Source organism: Variovorax sp. M-6 (assembly GCF_052114385.1).
Lineage (GTDB): Bacteria > Pseudomonadota > Gammaproteobacteria > Burkholderiales > Burkholderiaceae_C > Variovorax.
Genome location: NZ_JBFREQ010000005.1, coordinates 1 through 18,828, shown reverse-complemented (window position 1 = coordinate 18,828; position 18,828 = coordinate 1). Strand labels below are relative to the sequence as shown.

Genomic DNA, 18,828 nt, shown 5'->3' with positions numbered 1-18,828 from the left:
ACGGCAGGCTGGGTCAGGGCATCCGGCTCCATTCCCCACGATGGGCGCCGACCACCGGATTCCCGCCCTCACGGGAATGACGGCGTTCAAATGCAATCGTGAACCTAACGGCTGGAGAGGTAGGCCAGCACCGCCTGGACTCGCCTGTGGGAGTCGTCGTTGATCTCCAGCCCGAGCGTCATGTAGATGCTCGTGAGGTGATTGACCACGGTCTTTTCGGAGATGAACAGGCGCGCGGCAATGGCCGCGTTCGAGCGGCCTTCGGCGACCAGCGTGAGCACGGCGCGTTGGCGGGGCGTGAGTTGGGCCGCGGGTGTGCCGGCCCGGTCGGCGCGTGCGAGCAGTTGTTCGACGACCGAGGGGTCGAGCACGATCTCGCCGGCGACGATCCGGCGCAGGTCGGACAGGAAGTCGTCGATGTGGGTGATGCGTTGCTTGAGCAGATACCCGATCCCGCCGCCGTCGGCGTTGAGCAGCGCACGCGCGGAATGCGCCAGCACGTATTGAGACAGCACGCAGACCGGAATGGCGGGCCAGGTGCGGCGGATTTCCAGCGCGGCGGCGAGTCCCTCGTTGGTGAAGCCTGGCGGCATTCGGATGTCGGTGATGACGAGCGCGGGCGACTCGTCGCGCACGGCAGCGATCAGTTCGTCGGCGGTGCCGACGATGCGGACGATCTCGAAGTCGCCGTCCGCGAGCACCACTTCGAGCCCGCGGCGGATCAGCGCCTCGTCTTCGGCCATCACGACCCGCAGGGGATTTGCGCCCATACCTTTGTCCCTCCTTCTGGTGGCATGTCCACGCCGCTCGCACCGCCGAGCGCCGCGACCCGGTCGGCGATGCCGGCCAGGCCGGTGCCGCGTCGCGGATCGATGCGGGCGTTGCCGTTGTCGGTGACGGCGACGCGCAGGTGTGCGCCATCGGCGTGGAGCGACACGGTGCAGTGCGTCGCGCCAGCGTGTTTGACGACGTTGGTCAGCGCCTCGGCCACCACCAGATAGGCTGCGGTTTCGGCGCTGTCGCCGACCCGTCCCGGCACCGCCGCATCGAGGCGGGTCGGGATCGGCATCGACTCGACCAGTTCTTCCACCGCCCCAGCGATGCCCAGTTCGACCAGCGCCGGCGGCACCAGGTCATGGACGATGGCACGCAGTTCGGCGGCGGCCTGGTCGATCGTGTCGCGCAGTGCGGTCGCGCGTTGCGCCACTTGGTGCGCCGGTGTGGTGGCGATGCGTTGCGCCTCGATGCCGATGAGCACCAGTCGGGCCTGCAGGCCGTCGTGCAAGTCGCGGCCAATACGCCGCCGTTCGGCATCGGCGGCGCTGAACAGGCGTTCGCGCGACTCGACGACCGCTTGCCGTGAGGCGCGCAGTTCGACGGTGAGYCGTTCGCGCTCGAGCGCCAGCGCGACGAAGTTGGCGGCGCGCTCGACCTCGTGCGGGTCGCGCAGCAGATCGCCGTCGTACTCGATCACCGCCACCGGCGCCCCGCCCAGGTCGATCTGGTGGCGGGCGCGTCCCATCCCGCCCTCCGGTTCGGCGGCGATCAGGCCCTCCGCGCTCACCCAGCAACGCAACTCCGTCGACCAGTAGCGCATCGCGAGGGTGGGGTCGCCCAGCGCGGCGACCAGCGCATCGCGGATCGGGATGCGCGACGCCTCCGATTCGCCCAGCCACGCGCCCAGCGTCTCCAGGTCGGCGGTGCGGAGAAAGCCGCCGCGCAGGAACGCGATCAGCACCACCAGCGGCAGCGCCGCGACCGCGATGATCTGAAGCGAATCGCGTATTTCCCCCTCGGCGCCGTACTCGGACGACCAGATGCGAAACACCCACGAAATCAAGGGAACGAACACCATCACGAAGATTCCGTAGCCATAGACCACGCCCAGCGGCCGGCGGTGCTCAGGCCTGGCCCGGAGCAATCGCGCGATCAGGACGATGGCGACGGCCACGCTGAGCGCGGTGGTGGCGAACGATTGCGCAATGCTGAACATGCCGGCAAGACTCCAAACCGAGGTCGGCGCCGGCGGATCGAAGAAGTAGCGCAGCACTTGCAACCCGGTTCCCGCGATGTACCCGCCGGCCACGAGCGCGCGTTCCCGCGACGAGGAGAGCCGCCCGGTCGGGAACGCCACCAACAGATGGACGAGCGCCCCATAGAGCGTCGGGACCATCGCGTTCACCATCAGGAACGCCGGCACCGTCGTGTTGTTGAGGCCGACGATCCATACCCCCAGGCCGGTCCACACCAGCAGCATCCCGACGCCGTTGCGGGGGCGGCGCCACCAGGCGATCAAGCCCGCCGCGAGGTAGATCCAGAACACCACCGGCAAGGCCCAGACCGTCGCGACCGCCAGCGGCGGCATGCCTTCGAAGGTGAACAGCGGAAACAGCATCAGGCCGAGCACGACGCCCAGCCCGCCCAGCATCCACAACGCCAACCCAAAAGGGGATGACAACGCACCCCGTGGCGAGGCCGGGCGGTTCATCGAGTCCGTGCCTGCAACTACTTGATCTCCCGAATCAACAGCGGGGGCCCCACGGCGAGCAGCGAGCCGGTGGCCTTGATGTCGCCAGCGCGAAAACGCTCGCGAAGGCCGCGGCGCTCAGCGCGCGTGAAACCAACGTCTCGTGTGTCATGCTCCGCCTTCTTCGTTACGGCAAATAGTCCACCACGACCGTGGCCTGCAGGCTGTTCTTGGTCACTTGATCTTCCCTCGTCTGATGCGGATAGGCGGCTTGGCACCAGGCGCTCGATTTGGGATGCGGCACCCCGTTGCTGTTGACGACGCTGCAATCCGCCGGATCGATGACCAGCGCCTTGTCCGGGTCGCACTGCGCTGCCTGGCATTCGGGGAATGGCGCTTTGATGACCAGGGTGTAGCGGTTGTCCTTTGCATCGGTGAAGCGCACCTTGATGGGATAAGAAGGCACCGTGCCCACCCTGAACCCCGCGATCTGGCTATGGCTGGGCATGGTGACGTCCTGCTTGTCTTGCTCGCAATTCGGATCGCCGGCCTCCCTGCCGAAGGCGCATACGCCGTATTTCTTGAGCAAAGGCTGGGTCACAAGGGGAGCCTGGCTTTGAGCGACGCCGAGCGCCAGGGAAAAACCGCCCGAATAGGTGAACTGCCCCTTGTTCTCCAGGCCGCGGTCTCCGCCCACGGTAAAGACCAGGCCGTCACCCAGTTCGCTCATGAAGCCCACGGCGTCATCCACGGAGAACCCATAGGCGCTCATCCCGAGATCGTCGTGGATCAATTTGACGTAAGGGTTGAATGTCAACCGGGTGTCGTTTTTGACGTACTGCTGCAAGTGGTTGTATTGCAGGTCATGGATGTACATGGGCTGGATGGTCGCATGCGTCCAGCCTGGAATCACGGTGTCGGCCAATTTATTCGCCCCTGAGCCGCAGCCTTCGTTGAAAGGCACCCAGCCATAGATGTGCAGGAGGGCCTCCCAGTAGGTGAAGGTCGCCAGCCTCTGCGGCATCGCCTGCGGGCATTGATTGCCGGCATGCAGCGCCAGGTACTGATCGTGGCTCTTCTTGAAGAATGCCTTGACCGCTTCCATCTTGACTTTCAGTTCAGCCGGGCAGGGGATCTGTTCGGTGATGTAGTTGCTCGCTTGTTCATCCGCTGTCCATGCGACGCAGGAACCCCACAGGTTCTGGATGTTCTGGACCGCCGCGCCGAAATTGCCGGCTTTCTTCTCATTGTTGTCGCATCCGCCCTCGATGCACTTCATCACCGTCAACACCGGCGGAAGATCAGGCGGGTTGACGGGTTTCACGGGCACATCGTGGTCGGTCAAGGTGCCGGTGCGCTGGGCAAAGATGTTGTAGCCGCCCGGCAATTTCCGTTCGTACAGGTTGTAGACGGGCCAGCCCTCGCCGACGCCGCCGGCCTGCAAAAAAGCATTCAGGGCGCTTCTGAATGACGGCAAGGACTTTGTCGATCCGCTGTATCCGATATAGGGATTGTTCTTCGGCCCGATCGCCACGGGCAGATAGACATGGTCCACGTAGGAGATGTTGTATCCCACGTTGTCCGGCTTGAGCCACCGCGTGGCCTGTCCAGCCGGAGGATCGAGGGAATCCCCCAAGGTGAATTCCGACAGTTGCGCATAGGTGTCTTCCGGAAGCCCCTCCGTGCCGGCATAGACACTGAGCGCACACTGCGCGCCTTCCCCCGTGCACGTGACGCTGGCCGGTGTCGCCAATCGCTGGTCCGAGTCCAGGCGCAGCCGCTCATTCCTGTCGGCCAGCACGACGCGCCCGCCATTCCACCAGGTGATGTATTTCGCGTTCGGCAGGGTCCCCGCCGGCAGTTCGCTGAACAGGGGGAGCGTGATCGTCACCGACGAATTCGGCGGTATGCCCTGGCCCTCGTTGACATACAGCCTGTAGATGTAATTGGAGGGATGGGGATCCTGCGTGCGCAGACATCCTTGAACCCACTGGTCTTCCTCGTTCTTGCCGATGGCCAGAATCGGATAGATCGCGCCATCGGAATCGTTGTTGATGGTGACGGTCTTGGGCGCGACCGCCATGGGCTTGTTGTCATGGTCCAGGCACGTCACCGCGCCCGGGGTGCTCGCGGGAGGGTCCGGGGGAAGCGGCGGGTTGGTGGCGCCGACGGCCGAACCGGAGCCGCCGCCGCAGCCCGCCAGCGCGAAAGCGCCCGCCAGGGCGACGGCGCACAGCGCGCGTGAAATCAGTGCGTTGCGTGTCATGAGTTTCTCCTGGGGTCTCAATAGCCTTGCTGGAACGCCACGACGATGCTCGCCAGGTCCGCGCGAGCGGCGAGGCAATCCTGGAACGAACAGAAGGAAGCTTGCAGCAGCGCAATGGCAGGCCCGGCCATGCCAAAGCCCGGCAAGGTGGGCCGCGCCGCGTGGGTCTTCTGCTTCGCACGGATGACGTGGTCCATCCGTCGAGTGAAACACCCATCCCCGGTCCTGCGCATCGGACCTGGCTCCCAATCGCGCCGAAGGCGGTTTTCTTTCTCGACAAGAACCACAGGCTTGTCATCCGACTCGACCGACTCCCGAGCCAATCGGAGCCGATGAGGGCAATTCTTGCAATGTATGCATCGCCGCACGAAGTTGTCATGCCGCCAGACCGTCCGCTTTCGCGAGGCCGCTACTGCTCCTTGAGACCCTCCCGGAAGCCGCTGCACGAAGCGCGTGCACACCCACCCGCCGTAAGGCAGCATGCGGGCCAGGAGCGGACGCTCGGCCAACCTTTCGAGTTCGCGAGGGCCCCGCACACGTCAGGAGAGCTCATGTTTGACCACGTCAAATTCGGCGTCAGCGACTATGTCTTACGCCGCGCGTGTGGTTAGTCGGGGTTCCGGTTCTGGTAGCGGTCTTTCTCTGGCGACCGAGTCCGCTGCTCATTCTCGTCGCCGTGCTCGCGGCGCCCCAGGTGATCCGCGCCTGGAATTACGATCCGAAGGATCCTGCTAACCAGGCGTACTACACGGTCACGGCCGAGACCCGGTTGACCTACTGCGTCTACTATCTGGGCCTTCTGGCGTTTCTCGCGGTCATGGCTCATGACACTCACGAGATGCTGGGCGCAGTCCGCAGCCTGCATGGCTAGCCCAGTTCGATCTGATTGGTCTGGATTCGTGCGTGCCCGGGAACGGCCAAGACCGGAAGTTCGTCACGACCGTCCAGTTTTCCGCCAACGTTGCCTTGCAGGCGCACCCGCGCTGACTACGTCGACTGGGAAGACGCACGTCGCTCACGTCTTTAGGTTAGCCGCAGGTTTGGGTTGGCAAAATCTTCTGCTACTGTGATTCACCCTGCACGATGTGACCACTTCTCAACCTGCTGACATGGCTCACACCATGCCTGGGCATGCGCTCAACTTCTCGGACGTGCCCACCTTCGCCTGGACTGCGTCGTTGACCCGCAAAGGCTACGCAACCTCTATGAGAACTTCGCCTTCGCTTTGCACAGCGTCGCGCAGAAAGGGGGCTTTCTGTATGCTCGATACGAGCTCCCGACGAAAAATTCGCTGCGACAGCAATCAGCAGCTGGGAAGGACATTTGATGCATAGTCAACTGCAGGGTGTGAAATTTCGAGCATTCGCGGGCCCATCGGATTTCGAAGCCATGGTCGCTTGCGCCAACGCGAGCTTCGCCGCCGACCAGACCGGGTTCTTCCGAAAAGTCGAAGATGTGGCACGGGACTACGCCAATTTCACCGAATGCGTGCCACAACGAGACGTGTGGATTGCCGAAGTCGGTGCAGAAATCGCGGGCTATGTGCGTGCCTGGCGTTGGGCACAGGCGGATGGCCTCCAGCTCTATGGGCAGTTCGGAGTTGTTGCGCCGCAATGGCGCCGGCGGGGAATCGGCGCTTCATTGCATTCCTGGCTTGAATCGCGACAACGCGAGATGGCGGCGGCTCACCGCAGCGCGCCAGGGCACGCACACCATGCGTTCGTCACTCAGGGCGAATCCGCGCGAGCGGCGCTCTTGGAGAAAGCCGGCTATCGAGTCGAGCGCTATTTCTGCACCATGGAGCGGCCCACGCTGAACGCCGTTGCTGACTTTCCGCTGCCGCCCGGATTGGAGGTGCGGGAGGTGCGGTCGGAGCACCTTCGCGCCATCTGGGATGCGCATGCCCGCGCGTTCCGGACGCACTGGGGCTATTCACCGCCAGATGAGGCGGACTACCAAAGGTGGCAGGTGAGCCAGGTCTTTCAGCCGCACTTGTGGCAGGTCGCCTGGGAGGTGGAGACCAACGAAGTGGCTGGTCAAGTACGCACATACATCGACGAAGTATGGAACGCGGCGAATGGGCGGAAGAGGGGATGGACAGAGTTCATCAGTGTGGGCGAGCCCTGGCGGCGGCGTGGCCTCGCTCGCGCGCTCATCTCCCTCAGCCTGCGAACCCAGGAGGCTGCGGGCATGGACGAATCCGCACTGGGGGTCGACAGCCAGAACCTGAACGGCGCGAACCGCGTCTATGAAGATTGCGGGTTCATCGTGACCAGGCGCAATCGCATATTCCGCAAGCCGCTGGAACTGGGCGAAGCAAGTTAGCCCAAGGCGCCGACCGGCTACAGTCGGCCAGGACCGGTCGGTCGCCGCGCACTCCCAACAACGTCGCTCTACCCAGGCGGAAGCGCGTGCACGCCAACTGCAGGTGCATGAAAAAACGCCCAGGACCAGACGTCTAATGGAGCCCTATGGACGCAATCCTTGTGATAGCTCTAGCCATCCTCGAGGCAGCTTTTATCTTGACTGGGAAAGGGCTTGTGCGGGTGCTTTCCCTTGGAAGATGGCGCGGTGAAGCACTGAACGGCCATGAGGCAAATATCCATGCCGCCGCCGGAGCGCTTGCTTTCGTCCTGGACGGCAGGCGTGTAGTCACGGTCGCCGGACTCACTTTGGCTGGCGCGGCGTTCTACGGGGTGCTCCTGACGGCGGTCTTCTGGTTAGCAACAAGCTGGTAGGTCAGAATGCGGCCACAGCCCGTCAATGAGGCTCGCCGTCCTCTTCGAGCGCGGTATCCCATCCACAACCGCGAAAGGGAAGCAAGTTGCAGGTCAAACGGATAGTCGCCAATTTCGAGGCGCTCGACCCAGGCCGGGCCCGGGCGTTCTATCAAGATGCCCTTGGCCTCGAGGTTCTGATGGACCATGGCTGGATTCAGACCTTTGGCTCTCCGACGGAGATGACCATACAGGTCAGCTTCGCCGCGGAAGGTGGCTCTGGCACCCCGGTGCCGGACCTCTCGATTGAAGTGGATGATGTGGATGCTGCGCTCGGGCGCATGCTCGCCGCCGGCTTCTCTGTCGAATACGGACCCGCTGACGAACCCTGGGGCGTCCGCCGGTTCTTCGTTCGCGACCCATTTGGGAAGCTTGTCAACATCCTTGCGCACATGTGAACCCCGTCCGCAAACAAACCTCTACGACGAGAATCGGCCACAACCAGTCATTCGCCGCCCGCGCTCAATTCGCCCGATAGCCGACCCTGAACCGCCACCTCCACAGTTTTGATGAGGTTTCATCGGCAGTAGTGCGCCGCTCAGTTGATCCACGAGGCCGAGGCAGTTGCTGTGGCAGGATGCAGCCAGGAACGGACATGCCGGCCTGCGCCAGAACCTGGCTCATTCATACTCGCACTGTCGCGAGAAGCGTTTGTCGATTCGCGCAATCGACGTCCTAGGGAGCTTGGAGATCGATGATGAGTTCTCGACGGAGCTTCGTTTTCGGCGGTACAGCTTCACTACTGGTGGCCGGGATGGCCGCCAGAATCGGCCGTGCAGCGTCGCCCGCGGACCTCCTTGATTGGCAAACGGCCAGCCCCGAGAGCCAAGGCATCTCTGCCTCGACGCTTGATGCAGCCCTGACTTCCGGCTCGTCTGTCAGTCCTCTACGGAGTCTGCTGGTCGTGCGAAACGGGTTGCTTGTCGGGGAACGCTACTACGGAGGCGCTACGAGCGCTGACTTGCTTGCAGTCAACTCGGCAACCAAGAGCGTGTGCTCGATGTTGGTGGGTAAGGCACTTCAACAAGGAAAGCTCAAAGCCCTTTCGCAGTCCATGGGCGAGTTATTGCCTGACCTCGTTCCGAAGTTCCCCGGCTCGTCTGCCTCCAGCGTGACGTTGGGACAAATTCTCACCGGAACCACGGGCATCTCCTACGAATTCACGACGCAGCTTCGCGCGTTGGTGACCGCGCCTGACCCAGTGCAGCACGTGTTGGGCCTACCGAACGACGGGAGAGCTCCCAATTCTTGGTCGTACAACGATGCGGCGGTCTCACTGCTCACCCCCATTCTCGAACGCGCCCAAGGGATGCCGCTTGAAGACCTCGCGAAGCGGGACCTGTTCGCTCCGTTGGGAATCGAGCGGTTCTCCTGGGGTCGAGACAAGGCCGGCAATGCGATGGCCTATATGGGTCTCAAGATGCGGACGCGCGATTTGGCGAAGCTGGCCTGGTTGATGGCTGACGGGGGCAAGTGGAAGGGTACGACTGTGCTGCCAGCGGAATGGGTCACGGAGAGTTCGCGGGCGCATATTGTCGGCGTCTGGCGGAATCCTCCCATTGTCGACACCGGCTATGGCTACCTATGGTTTACTGGGATTCTGAGGGGCAAGCCCGTCGCGTGGGCATGGGGATATGGCGGACAGTTCGCCCTGTTCGTGCCTTCATTGAAGCTTGCCGTCGCCACGGCAGCGACCGACCCGCGGCCCCAGGATTTGCGCGCCCAGACCGCAGCGGTGATGGCTGTCGTCGCTCAGGTAGTGGAAGCTGCCGGCCAAGGCTGAGAACGGCCACGAGCGGCCCCTCATGGAGAACGTCCAATGACGCTTCAGTTTGTGAGCGATTTTCTGCTGTGGTGCGCAGTTCTCAACTACGCCGTACTGCTTGCTTGGTTTGTCGCCTTCAGGTTTGCCCATGCCTGGATGCGAAGGCTCCACGGTCGATGGTTTCACATATCGGAAGAGCGCTTCGATGGCATCCACTACGCATGCATGGCGGTCTACAAAGTTGGCATTCTTCTTTTCAACGTCGTGCCATACGTCACCCTCCGCGTCCTGGGGAGTCATACCGGCTGACCAAGCGCGCGCTCCCAACGATTTGAAGCACAGAAAGACCAGGATTTTGCTGCCTCCCTGCAAGGGCAGAATGCGGCCCACAAGCGGACGTCCAACACGAGGGGCAGAATTCGGCATGCATTCGAAGCAGCTTCTCGCGCAGAACGTGGAGTTCGGCAACGCCGGCGATTTGGACACCAGCGGAACAGGCTGGTTTGTCGGGTTCAGCGATTGGACCAAGAAACCACCTGGCGAACTGCGCCATGTGCCTGCCGAGGAGCTTGCTGCCGGGCTGTGCGTCAAGTGGTTCTCTCATCCGGCAGGCAATCCGAACGGCGAATCCAAGCCGTTGAGCGAGGGGCGAACGATGTCAGTCTTGGTGAGCCCAACCAGCGAGTTCAGGATTGAGTTCTCAGCGACCGCTGACTTCGCGCCGCCGGACGTCCTGGCGCACACCCTGCGCCGCCAGGGTGACTTTGTCATCTGGGGCCCGGGCGTGTTTCATCGTGCCTTTGGAGTCCAGCCGGCATGCATACTCACGGTCCGATGGTCCTCGCCGCGGTAGACCGCAGTCGGCCAACAGCAGCCGTTCGGCGGCGCCGCAGAATTCGCGGCATAGCTGACCTTCGCGGCGTGCGCGCCCGCGTTCCGGCTTTGATGCGTCCCGCTTGTCAAGTCATCGCATGCGGCCGAGCCGGGTGTTTCACCAGCAAATTTCTCTTAGAACTGACCCGCGACTGACCACAAATGAACACTTTGGCGTTACATTTGAATGTAACCAATAGTTGATTTGAGGGGCGGTGATGGATGGAGTGGAACTGTCGGTCCGCTTGGGCCGGTATGGTCGCGGACCTGTGTGGTGTGCGTTCGCGAGTTGTGCAGCCGCCTTGATGCTGGTTGCGTGTGGTGGTGGTGGTGGCGGTGGCGGAGGTGCCGGTGCGTTTTTGCCGACGTCGACAACCGGGACGACGACGGCAGCGACCGGAAGCACGACCACGACGCCTACGGCTACCGATGACAAGAACCCTGAGGTCCCGGTTCAGCCCGACCCGGACCCAGAACCGCAGCCGCAACCCGAGCTGCCAGTTGCGAGGGTTCCCAGCAACATCGACATGCTGACGAAGAGAACCATCGGCATTGACGCATCGAAGAGCACGGGCATCAACGGTGCGGCAGTCAGCTACCTCTGGAATCTTGTATCCAAACCGTCAGGCAGCACGACGCAGATTTTCGACCCCACCCCGCCCATGACGACACTCTGGGCTGACATCCCAGGCACGTACACACTGAAGCTCGTGGTCTCCAGCGGAGGAAAGACCAGTGCTCCTGCGTACGTGGTTGTGAAGGCAGTTGCCCCAGGCGCGCTTCCTGCGTTTGCGACGTTCAACGCCAGCGGGTTCAAGATTTCTGATTCGGCGGTGTTGAGTGGGTGCGCGTACTACCGCAGGGTCGCAAACTACGGGAACTTCTGGGACTTCATCTCTAATCCGTATGACTTCAGCTGCTTGTTCCAATCCAGCGCGGATGCCGAGCGCCAAGGCGGCTTTAGCGGCGGTCAGCTCAGCGGCTTTGCACAGAACTTCTCGTTGCTGCAAGGCAGTGGTATCTCAGGTACGTCCCAAATCACGCGGGCGGACGTGAACACCGTCTCCGGCTACGAATTCAAGACGTCGGCAGAAATCATCGAGTTGTCCAAGGTGCCGGCCGGAAAGGCTACGGGGACGGTGCTTGCACACCAGGTGGCGGTTGCAAATCCGGCGCCGTACACGTCCGGGACTCTCCAATACAAGATTGGAGGCAGTTTCGTGCCGACGAACGTTCCCGCAGGTTGGGAGATGGCACAGGAAATGACCGTGAAGGTGGTTCTCTCCGGCACGACATTCGATAACAATCAGGCGGTTCTCGAGTCGTTCACCATTTTCGAGAAGACCTTTACGTCGGATTTCTCGGAGACCATCCCGCTGGAGATGACATGGTCACAGCTTCCCGCCAGCTTCACTGGGAATTTCGCGTCGTATGGGGCAGTGGTGGTCCATCGAATGACGTTAAAGCGAGCCAACGAGTAAGCTCCAGAGGACGTCGCCGCGAAGTGACGACCTTTTGCACCTCTGCGCAGCCCTACGAGAGTGTCGGCAGCCCCAGCGGATGCTGGTAGCTGCCGCCACAAGGGAGGGGCCGCGGACCCCTCGTTTCGAGCCGCTCCGCAACAGAGCTACAGTCGGTCAACCGCTGGGGCCGGCCAACTGCGGACATTCAGACCAACCGCCCAGTTTGAAGGAAGACGATGGGGTACAACCTGCGTTTGTGCACCGTAAGCGACGAGCAGCTGGACCACCTGCAGGTGAACCCTGTGCACACGCGCGATTTCATCGAGGGGCGGCGCCCGAAGATGACCGCGACTGAAAAGGTCGGCCCTTGGTTCTCGAAGCGCGAGGTGACGAAGGAGGTCGACGTCGAGCTCGGATGCGCTTGGCCTGAATCGGAAGTTGCCTGCACGGAGCTGTATTCCAAGGGCGGGCTCTATTTCGTCCTCAACGGAACTACTGCCAAGGTGGACGGTGTCACGAACTTTCCCAATGTCGGAGGGCGGTACCGCGGAGAGATGCTTGGGCTGGCGGTCGAGCTTGGCGAGGTGCAGCTTGGACATGCGCACGCCTTTCGAGCAGCGCAGGTAGTCGAGCTTCGAGCAGCATTGCGCGACTTGGATGCGGCCACAGTGGACGAGCGGTCGCATGCCTACTCTTCTGAGACGGGGAGTGATGCGCAAGAGCTTGCGCAGGACGCACTCGCTGATGTCAGGGCCCTTCGCGAATGTCTCGACCGCGCTTGCAGCGCCCATCTCGGCATGATTTGGTTCTGGGGCTAGAGCGGCCAGCAGCCGACGTTTGTCTCCGCATCCGTGCGCCGCCACACTTTTGATGAGAGCTCGAGCCGCGGGCATGCGTTGCCCCACCGGACGATGAGGTCTCAGTAGCCTTGTGGCAGGATTCGGTCGACGGCGGGCAACCGCCCAGCACTTCAACACTTGTGTTTGAATCGGCTCACGACGGTCGACCTGTCCAATCCTCAAGACGTTGTCGCAGAGGCCTTCGACTCTGACGAGTCAGTACGCCTCGAGTTTCAGAATGCCGTTGCAGCGGACGCTCTAACGTTCGCCGAGGCGTTTGCCGCGGCCTACAAGATGTTCATCGATTTTCAGAGAGAGTGCGAAGGCGGCGTGCAACGGGGGCTAGTAGGTGCGTTCATCCACGGGGTGTTGGACGATTGCCTCACATCCGTCAAGCTGCTGCTCTCCGGGAAACTTGGTGCATCGGGCAATCTGGCTAGGCAAGCCGTGGAAGGAATCTGCATGGCGCTGCTGACTGCCCACCCCCGAACGTTGCTCTTCAAGGACCAGGAGTGCAACTACTGGAAGCTTGTCGTCGATGAGGACGAACGTGCAGAGGGCAACCGGGCTCCCTATCAGGTTCTCGCCAATGAATCGAGGCTGGGATTATCTGCGGGCGCGGCGACTCAATTGAAGCGGAACATTGACAGCCATCATGCTCACAGCCATGCGGGGCGTCTTGCCATAGCGCTCCGAATGGACTTGGCTCCAGGCGGCAAGATTTACTTCGGGGGGCATTTTGATGCTGAGAAACTCGACGGATACCGTGCGGAGTTGCGGCAGCGGACGGCGCTGTGCCGGTGGGCGTTGGAAGTGATGCAGGAACTTGTCGGTACCGTCCGCACGCTTCCCGTGGATGCCTCTGAGTGACTTTCAAAAGTTTGCCAAGGTTCGACGGCTTTCGGGATGATTGGATGGCTGCGATTCAAGGGCAAAGCACGAGCCGTATCGTTGAACGCGAAGCATCGATACCATAATTTTCCAACATAGGGAGGGGGATGCAATCAGCAATCTTTGCCGTCGGCAACGAGCCGTATCTCCTTTGGGAGCAGGACGTTGCAGAGAGAACACGGGACTTTTTGGACGGTTTGGACCCCGAGTTCTTCTCATATGTCCTCAAAGCGCACACCAAGACGGACGACGAGAAGAGAGCGTCCGTATCTATCCGCCTTGCCCTTCATCACGCAACGGAGACGATGTTCTCTCTCCTGTGTGCTCTGGTACAGGCACCGGACTGTCCGTATGCTTGGATTTCGCGCTGCTCAAACACGGAGTTGCGCGATGTCGTCAAGAGAATCAGCGAAGGGGACCATACGCTTCTGTCGAAGTTCAAGCTCGCGGGAATGGGTTGGAACCCAATCGCCTCGCTGGTCTTCGAGACGTTCGAGCCGGGCACAGAGAGGCAACTCTCAGCCATTCGCGGGTCCTCCAAGCTTTGGAGCGGATTGGCCCGCGAGCATCTAAGCGACGCGGTCATCGATGAGTACAACGCCACGAAGCACGGTTTCCGGACACGGCCGGGTGGCTTCAAGATTGAAATCGGACCGGTGACCACGCCCGACTTGACTCCCGAAGAAGCTGAGATGACGCTCATAGGCGAGTCGAAGTTCGGTGCAATGTTCTACAAAGTGGAGAAGTTGGACGTCAGGGGTGGTCGGCAAATCCGGTCGAGGGTGGTGGCGACGAACTGGGCTGCTCAGCGCGACATCCATCTCCTCCAACTGACGCAAAATAGCATCAGCAATGCTGTGACTCGGCTCAAGATTGCCAATGGTGTAGACCCGAGCAGTTGCGAGTTTCTTCTCCCGGACAACGAAGAGGACTTCTCTCGCCCATGGGAGCACTCGCCAGGGGTGACCAGTGTGTACCTCCCATTCGGGGCGGACCCGGAGGCCGTTCCCGACTTCTCCAAGGATGAGTTGCTCCGCAGGCTGCGAGATGCTCTAGGTGGCAATGTTCCGGCTCCTTCTTAGTACCAGTCCTTTTCCCGCGGCTGAGCGGGCAACCAAGATGCCAGCCACGTTGGGCCAAGTGATGTTGGACCATATGGCGGCATCGCGTACGTCAGAATGCGGCCAACATCGGACCTTCATGCCTGCCTTCCAATTTGCCAAGAACTGACCGACGGACATAACCCACAACCGCCGTTCGGAGCCGCGCCCAGCGAAACCTTTTGGGGGGCGTCCGTAGAATTCACCGCTTTGCCGAGACAAACATGACCACTGCCAAGAAGCAAACGGCGTTCACGCGCCCCCTGACACCCAGCGTCGAGCTCGCAGCCGTCATTGGCTCCGCACCCCAGCCTCGAACCGAGGTCACCAAGCTGCTGTGGGGCTACATCAAGCTGAACAACCTCCAAAACCCAGCGAACAAGCGCAATATCCTTTGTGATGCCAAGCTTCAAGCGGTGATGGGCAAGCCCGAGGTGACGATGTTCGAAATGTCGGGTCTTGTTGGGAAGCACCTGTCCTGAAGAGCGTTGCCGCCCGCACGCAGCCGGCTCCGGCCGGCCAGCACCAGACATTCCGACCGTACCTCTGATGGACCAAACTTCCCCAGCATTTCCCGGTTCCATTGAGACCCGGCGCCTCAATCTGCGCTCGCCGGACCTCTCAGACGCCGAGGGAATGTTCGCCTCTTACACCCAGGATGCGGATGTTGCCCGGTACATGGTTTGGCGACCGCATGGCTCGTTGGAAACCACGCGCGACTTCATCGCCAGTTCCGTCGCTCAGTGGAACGCCGGCTCAGCGCTCCCTTACATCATCACCCTGAAGGCGAGCGGCCAACTCATCGGCATGCTCGACGTGCGTCCGCTCGGCCACATCGTCAACATTGGCTACGTGCTCGCACGCAGCCAATGGGGCCAAGGTCTGATGGTAGAAGCCATTCAGGCGTTCACAGCCATCGCGCTCCGTCTGCCAAGAATCTTCCGCGTTGAAGCGACCTGCGATGTCGACAACCGCCCGTCCGCCCGAGCGCTAGAGAAAAGCGGCTTCCTGCTGGAGGGACGGCTTGCCCGCCACACGGTCCATCCGAACATCTCAGCCGAGCCCCGAGATTGCTTCATCTACGCCGCTTGCCGGCCGTAGCGACAGGCAGAATGCGGCCACCACCGGTCATTCGACTGGACGAACAGATTTCCCTCCTCTACCAAGTAAACGGCCATGGAATCAGGCGTCCGCCAAATTGCGATACGTGACCCGCAGAGCGGTTCGTCCTTTCCCGCTGTCGTCCAGTATCCGAGCGAAGCCTCATCCACCGGAACTTCAATCGGGCCGTACCACTTCAACGCCACCCTCGACGCCCTGATCGCGCCTGGTCACTTTCCGGTGTGTGTGATTTCGCATGGCGGCGGTGGCTCCCATCTGCTCTATCGCTCCATTGCAGGCTACTTGGCGAGGGAAGGTTTTATCGTCGTGAGCCCTGAGCATCCGGGGGACAACCGAAATGATGGCTCGCTCTCGAATACGGATGCGGCGGCCGCGAACCGCCCACGCCAAGCATCGCTGGCCATCGACGCTGTTCTCACGGACGAGTTCTTCGGGTCTGTAGCAGATGACCGGCGAATTTGCGCGCTGGGGCATTCAATGGGCGGCTATACGGCTCTAGCGTTGGTGGGGGGGAGTCCATGGTCTCGAACGGGAAGCCCGATCGCAGTGCAGGCCGATGCGCGGGTTCGGGCGACTGTGTTGCTTGCCCCATCGATGGACTGGTTTCTGGCCCCTGAGTCGCTTGCCGACGTCAGGTCACCGATCCTGGTAATCACTGGCGCGCAGGATCAGATCACCCCAGTGCAAAGGATCGAACAGGCGCTATCGACGCTGCCCAAGGGCGTCCTGCACGATTTGATCGTCGTTGACGGAGCAGGCCACTATTCTTTCTTGACGCCTTTCCCAGCCAGTATGCGGCGGCCCGGATTTCTACCGGCCACCGACCCAGACGGTTTCGATAGGGAACGGTTTCATGCGCAGTTCCCCGCGACTATCCATGAGTTTCTGATCGGCGTCCTATGAAGCAACGAACTAGGCGGGAGCTACAGCGGAAAGGCTGAGGTCGGCCAGGACCCGACGTTCGGCTGGCGCGTTCAATTCGCCCGTTAGCCGACCTTCGCAGCGGGCGCAACGCCTCTTGTCGCATTGAGGAGCGACTTTCTCTGAAGCGGGTGCACACCAACAGAACGGAGCCCACAATCGACCGCAACTCGAATTCACCATGCCTGACGTCGCATCTGACCCACGCCTCGAAGCTCCTGCTGGATGGTTGCCTGCGGGGTTTGCCTATCAGCCAAGCTATCTGGGTTATCTAGCGTTCGATGAAGCAGAGGTGGAGGCCAACGAAGGGTCGTTCACATCTCTTTGCTTCGTGTGGCCGGCGGAGCTCAGTTCGTCCGAAAGCAGACGTACAAGCTGGTGACCCCGTGAAGGCCAGACCAAGAGGGCAGCCGTGGGCCGCGCGTCGTCGACGAATGGTTCGCAGAAGAACAGACGAGGAGAAACATGTTGCTTAGAGCATTGACGGTGGCTTGTGGCGTGCAGTTGTTTGCCGCGTGCTCTAGTCCCACAGGCGGGAGCGGAAGCTGCGAGTTGAGCGCGCCGCCGAGCAGCGCTCGGCTCCAAGAAACTCATGGCGTGACCCTCCTGATATTTCCGAGCACGATATCGCCCCAGTACTCTGGATGTCGGAGTGTTTGGTTTTCCTCGGGCCAGCTATTCGGTCGGATTCGATTGGAGGACGGGAAAGTGAGGTCCGTCAATATCCAAGGGCCTGACGAGGCTCCGGTTAGGTGCGAGTTCGAACCCTCGGGGCAACTGACACTCGGCGACGCGGGGAGATGTCTCCCTCAGCAAAGATGGCTAATGCAGTGAGATGCTTGCGATGCAGGAAGTGTCCTGCGATGACGTGTTCAATCTGCGTTTCGGGGACAGCAACGCCGACCTTGGGCCAACATCCTGAGAGGCGCATAGCGGCCAAAACCGGTCAGTCGACCTCGCCTCAGAATTTGGCCTGGAAGCGCACGCTCGCGGCGCGCGCACAACGGTTTGATGGCGAGTCGGGAGCGCATCGCCTGAAGCGGGTGCACACAAACCGGCCCATAGGGACAATCGCCGAGAGACGACATGCGGGACGTGCCTACGGTCGCGCTCGAGCCGTCACTTCTCGGTTTGTACGGGGCATTGGAGGAAATCGAAAGATGAGAACTGCAGGTATGCCTGTGAAGGTAGGAGTCACGAGGCGTGTGTGTGTGATGGCGCTCGTAAGCAGTGCAGTCCTAGCCGGGTGCGCGACAAGACGGGAAGACCTGAACAAGGCCGCAGTCCGCCAGGAGATTGTTATTGAGCAGTCGCTTGTATGGAAATTCACTGCCGGAATGAATGTCAAGATTGAGCACGAAATCGTACCGGGGCGGTACGTCGCGGAGTTGGAGGATAGGTCCGGTACCTACTTCTTCGGAGCAGGCCGACCCATTCGTGACATGAACGAATGGCTGTATCCGCAGTCACGATGGCTTGAAGGCGGCATCTTTCTGCCCAAGAATCATGCACAGCCGCCGAGGTTTTTCTATGTGTTCGAGGCGCTCCCTACCTCGCCCAAGCAGGAAAAGCAGAAGGCTGACTATGTGCAGGCTCAGGTGATAAACGCGACCGCCATGCCGCCACAGGGAGCTACGGGCCTCCAGGCGGGCGCGGGAACGGCAATCGGACACGGGCTGGTGGCCGGAATGGTCCAGGCGCACTACGGCGCTCTTGAACAGATGCGCCCTATCTCAGACAAACGCATCGCAGAGACGATTTACCAGGGCCTCCGCACCCTCCAATAGTTACCACGGCACGCCGGACCCTCCGGGCGTGTGGCGCAGTTCGGCCCGAACCGGAACTTCCTTCCTACCTCTCAAAATGCGCGTTCGCGACAACCTTTCGCCGCTCCTCAAGCGCATCGCCAGCTTTTTGTGGATGGTCGGCCTTGGTCTGTGCTTCATCACAGCGATTTCCGGGCTTTGGGGGTGGCACCTAGTCGGGGCGCTTCAGTGCGTCGTCCTTGTGGTTCTGGTTGCGAGCGAAAGGGAGGCCCTTGAGGGAGTCCTGAGGGGCAGCCTGGGAGGAACGGCCGACCGCGCATTCGGTTGGTACCAGATTTCGCTGGTCACTGTGGCGATTGCCGTTAATCTGATGCTGCTGGTACGCTGGGCTGCTCATTGGTGAGCCAGACACCAGTGCGCGCTATCGGCTGCGGATTCAACCGGTCGATGCAACACATTCACTGAACATCTCAGCGGGTGTATGGAAGCCGAGCGTCTTGCGCGGCCTCTCGTTCAATTGTCTAGCGATCGCATTGAGTTGAAGCTGGGAGAACCCTGAGATGTCCATGCCCTTCGGC

Annotated in this window: 19 protein-coding genes and 2 pseudogenes; 16 read left to right on the top strand and 5 right to left on the bottom strand. The window is 61.5% G+C overall.

Translation table 11 applies throughout. The annotated features are described in order from the left end of the window. Window positions 1-104: 104 nt before the first annotated feature. From AB4Z46_RS07430 to AB4Z46_RS07415, 4 genes are all read right to left on the bottom strand, one after another. Window positions 105-770: a LuxR C-terminal-related transcriptional regulator gene (locus tag AB4Z46_RS07430; RefSeq protein ID WP_442282844.1), complete on the bottom strand. Its 666-nt coding sequence runs from the start codon at window positions 768-770 to the stop codon at window positions 105-107. Then, entirely contained in the window at window positions 743-2,488 is a 1,746-nt protein-coding gene (locus AB4Z46_RS07425) for an ATP-binding protein (protein WP_442282843.1), read from the bottom strand. The genes AB4Z46_RS07430 and AB4Z46_RS07425 overlap by 28 nt, the downstream gene beginning before the upstream one ends. A 166-nt stretch (window positions 2,489-2,654) precedes the next feature. After that, entirely contained in the window at window positions 2,655-4,733 is a 2,079-nt protein-coding gene (locus AB4Z46_RS07420; protein WP_442282842.1) for a hypothetical protein, read from the bottom strand. Window positions 4,734-4,750: 17 nt separating this feature from the next. Continuing rightward, window positions 4,751-4,930: a hypothetical protein gene (locus AB4Z46_RS07415; protein ID WP_442282841.1), complete on the bottom strand. Its 180-nt coding sequence runs from the start codon at window positions 4,928-4,930 to the stop codon at window positions 4,751-4,753. Between the two features lie 392 nt (window positions 4,931-5,322). Between AB4Z46_RS07415 and AB4Z46_RS07410 the strand changes: the two are divergent. From AB4Z46_RS07410 to AB4Z46_RS07335, 16 genes and pseudogenes are all read left to right on the top strand, one after another. Next, window positions 5,323-5,604 (top strand): annotated as a pseudogene (locus AB4Z46_RS07410) (site-2 protease family protein); the annotation flags it as partial. A 455-nt stretch (window positions 5,605-6,059) separates the two neighbouring features. After that, a complete protein-coding gene (locus AB4Z46_RS07405; RefSeq protein WP_442282840.1) occupies window positions 6,060-7,058 on the top strand; it encodes a GNAT family N-acetyltransferase in 999 nt (332 codons plus the stop codon). Between the two features lie 146 nt (window positions 7,059-7,204). Further along, window positions 7,205-7,471: a hypothetical protein gene (locus tag AB4Z46_RS07400; protein ID WP_442282839.1), complete on the top strand. Its 267-nt coding sequence runs from the start codon at window positions 7,205-7,207 to the stop codon at window positions 7,469-7,471. Window positions 7,472-7,557: 86 nt separating this feature from the next. Then, window positions 7,558-7,908 (top strand): VOC family protein, encoded by a 351-nt coding sequence (locus AB4Z46_RS07395; protein ID WP_442282838.1) that lies wholly within the window; start codon window positions 7,558-7,560, stop codon window positions 7,906-7,908. 296 nt (window positions 7,909-8,204) lie between these two features. After that, entirely contained in the window at window positions 8,205-9,293 is a 1,089-nt protein-coding gene (locus AB4Z46_RS07390) for a serine hydrolase domain-containing protein (RefSeq protein ID WP_442282837.1), read from the top strand. 36 nt (window positions 9,294-9,329) lie between these two features. Continuing rightward, the gene (locus tag AB4Z46_RS07385; RefSeq protein ID WP_442282836.1) at window positions 9,330-9,584 is read left to right on the top strand and encodes a DUF6868 family protein; all 255 of its coding nucleotides are present in this window, start codon (window positions 9,330-9,332) and stop codon (window positions 9,582-9,584) included. A gap of 115 nt (window positions 9,585-9,699) precedes the next feature. Further along, window positions 9,700-10,128, top strand: coding sequence for a hypothetical protein (locus AB4Z46_RS07380; RefSeq protein WP_442282835.1), 429 nt, complete (start codon window positions 9,700-9,702; stop codon window positions 10,126-10,128). A 547-nt stretch (window positions 10,129-10,675) separates the two neighbouring features. Continuing rightward, a complete protein-coding gene (locus AB4Z46_RS07375; RefSeq protein WP_442282834.1) occupies window positions 10,676-11,629 on the top strand; it encodes a PKD domain-containing protein in 954 nt (317 codons plus the stop codon). 218 nt (window positions 11,630-11,847) lie between these two features. Next, the gene (locus tag AB4Z46_RS07370) at window positions 11,848-12,429 is read left to right on the top strand and encodes a hypothetical protein (RefSeq protein ID WP_442282833.1); all 582 of its coding nucleotides are present in this window, start codon (window positions 11,848-11,850) and stop codon (window positions 12,427-12,429) included. Window positions 12,430-12,594: 165 nt separating this feature from the next. Next, entirely contained in the window at window positions 12,595-13,320 is a 726-nt protein-coding gene (locus tag AB4Z46_RS07365; RefSeq protein WP_442282832.1) for a hypothetical protein, read from the top strand. Window positions 13,321-13,448: 128 nt separating this feature from the next. Further along, window positions 13,449-14,423, top strand: coding sequence for a hypothetical protein (locus tag AB4Z46_RS07360; protein WP_442282831.1), 975 nt, complete (start codon window positions 13,449-13,451; stop codon window positions 14,421-14,423). A 242-nt stretch (window positions 14,424-14,665) separates the two neighbouring features. Then, entirely contained in the window at window positions 14,666-14,923 is a 258-nt protein-coding gene (locus AB4Z46_RS07355) for an SWIB/MDM2 domain-containing protein (protein WP_162573579.1), read from the top strand. A 67-nt stretch (window positions 14,924-14,990) separates the two neighbouring features. Next, on the top strand, window positions 14,991-15,542 hold the full coding sequence (locus tag AB4Z46_RS07350; RefSeq protein ID WP_442282830.1) for a GNAT family N-acetyltransferase: 552 nt from the start codon (window positions 14,991-14,993) through the stop codon (window positions 15,540-15,542). 75 nt (window positions 15,543-15,617) lie between these two features. After that, entirely contained in the window at window positions 15,618-16,466 is an 849-nt protein-coding gene (locus AB4Z46_RS07345; protein WP_442282829.1) for an alpha/beta hydrolase family protein, read from the top strand. Window positions 16,467-17,926: 1,460 nt separating this feature from the next. After that, window positions 17,927-18,271 (top strand): hypothetical protein, encoded by a 345-nt coding sequence (locus AB4Z46_RS07340; protein ID WP_442282828.1) that lies wholly within the window; start codon window positions 17,927-17,929, stop codon window positions 18,269-18,271. 76 nt (window positions 18,272-18,347) lie between these two features. Further along, window positions 18,348-18,653 carry a hypothetical protein gene (locus AB4Z46_RS07335; protein WP_442282827.1) on the top strand — a complete coding sequence of 102 codons (306 nt, stop codon included), beginning with the start codon at window positions 18,348-18,350 and terminating at the stop codon, window positions 18,651-18,653. 33 nt (window positions 18,654-18,686) lie between these two features. On the opposite strand, the pseudogene AB4Z46_RS07330 reads toward AB4Z46_RS07335, so the two are convergent. Then, a pseudogene (locus AB4Z46_RS07330) lies at window positions 18,687-18,828 on the bottom strand (IS30 family transposase); the annotation flags it as partial.

What these genes read in the sequence shown, in the direction of transcription:
- AB4Z46_RS07430 (WP_442282844.1), bottom strand. Translation starts at nt 770, where the DNA reads ATGGGCGCAAATCCCCTGCGGGTCGTGATGGCCGAAGACGAGGCGCTG.
- AB4Z46_RS07420 (WP_442282842.1), bottom strand. Translation starts at nt 4,733, where the DNA reads ATGACACGCAACGCACTGATTTCACGCGCGCTGTGCGCCGTCGCCCTG.
- AB4Z46_RS07415 (WP_442282841.1), bottom strand. Translation starts at nt 4,930, where the DNA reads ATGGACCACGTCATCCGTGCGAAGCAGAAGACCCACGCGGCGCGGCCC.
- AB4Z46_RS07405 (WP_442282840.1), top strand. Translation starts at nt 6,060, where the DNA reads ATGCATAGTCAACTGCAGGGTGTGAAATTTCGAGCATTCGCGGGCCCA.
- AB4Z46_RS07400 (WP_442282839.1), top strand. Translation starts at nt 7,205, where the DNA reads ATGGACGCAATCCTTGTGATAGCTCTAGCCATCCTCGAGGCAGCTTTT.
- AB4Z46_RS07390 (WP_442282837.1), top strand. Translation starts at nt 8,205, where the DNA reads ATGATGAGTTCTCGACGGAGCTTCGTTTTCGGCGGTACAGCTTCACTA.
- AB4Z46_RS07385 (WP_442282836.1), top strand. Translation starts at nt 9,330, where the DNA reads ATGACGCTTCAGTTTGTGAGCGATTTTCTGCTGTGGTGCGCAGTTCTC.
- AB4Z46_RS07380 (WP_442282835.1), top strand. Translation starts at nt 9,700, where the DNA reads ATGCATTCGAAGCAGCTTCTCGCGCAGAACGTGGAGTTCGGCAACGCC.
- AB4Z46_RS07375 (WP_442282834.1), top strand. Translation starts at nt 10,676, where the DNA reads ATGCTGACGAAGAGAACCATCGGCATTGACGCATCGAAGAGCACGGGC.
- AB4Z46_RS07370 (WP_442282833.1), top strand. Translation starts at nt 11,848, where the DNA reads ATGGGGTACAACCTGCGTTTGTGCACCGTAAGCGACGAGCAGCTGGAC.
- AB4Z46_RS07360 (WP_442282831.1), top strand. Translation starts at nt 13,449, where the DNA reads ATGCAATCAGCAATCTTTGCCGTCGGCAACGAGCCGTATCTCCTTTGG.
- AB4Z46_RS07355 (WP_162573579.1), top strand. Translation starts at nt 14,666, where the DNA reads ATGACCACTGCCAAGAAGCAAACGGCGTTCACGCGCCCCCTGACACCC.
- AB4Z46_RS07350 (WP_442282830.1), top strand. Translation starts at nt 14,991, where the DNA reads ATGGACCAAACTTCCCCAGCATTTCCCGGTTCCATTGAGACCCGGCGC.
- AB4Z46_RS07345 (WP_442282829.1), top strand. Translation starts at nt 15,618, where the DNA reads ATGGAATCAGGCGTCCGCCAAATTGCGATACGTGACCCGCAGAGCGGT.
- AB4Z46_RS07340 (WP_442282828.1), top strand. Translation starts at nt 17,927, where the DNA reads ATGAACGAATGGCTGTATCCGCAGTCACGATGGCTTGAAGGCGGCATC.
- AB4Z46_RS07335 (WP_442282827.1), top strand. Translation starts at nt 18,348, where the DNA reads ATGCGCGTTCGCGACAACCTTTCGCCGCTCCTCAAGCGCATCGCCAGC.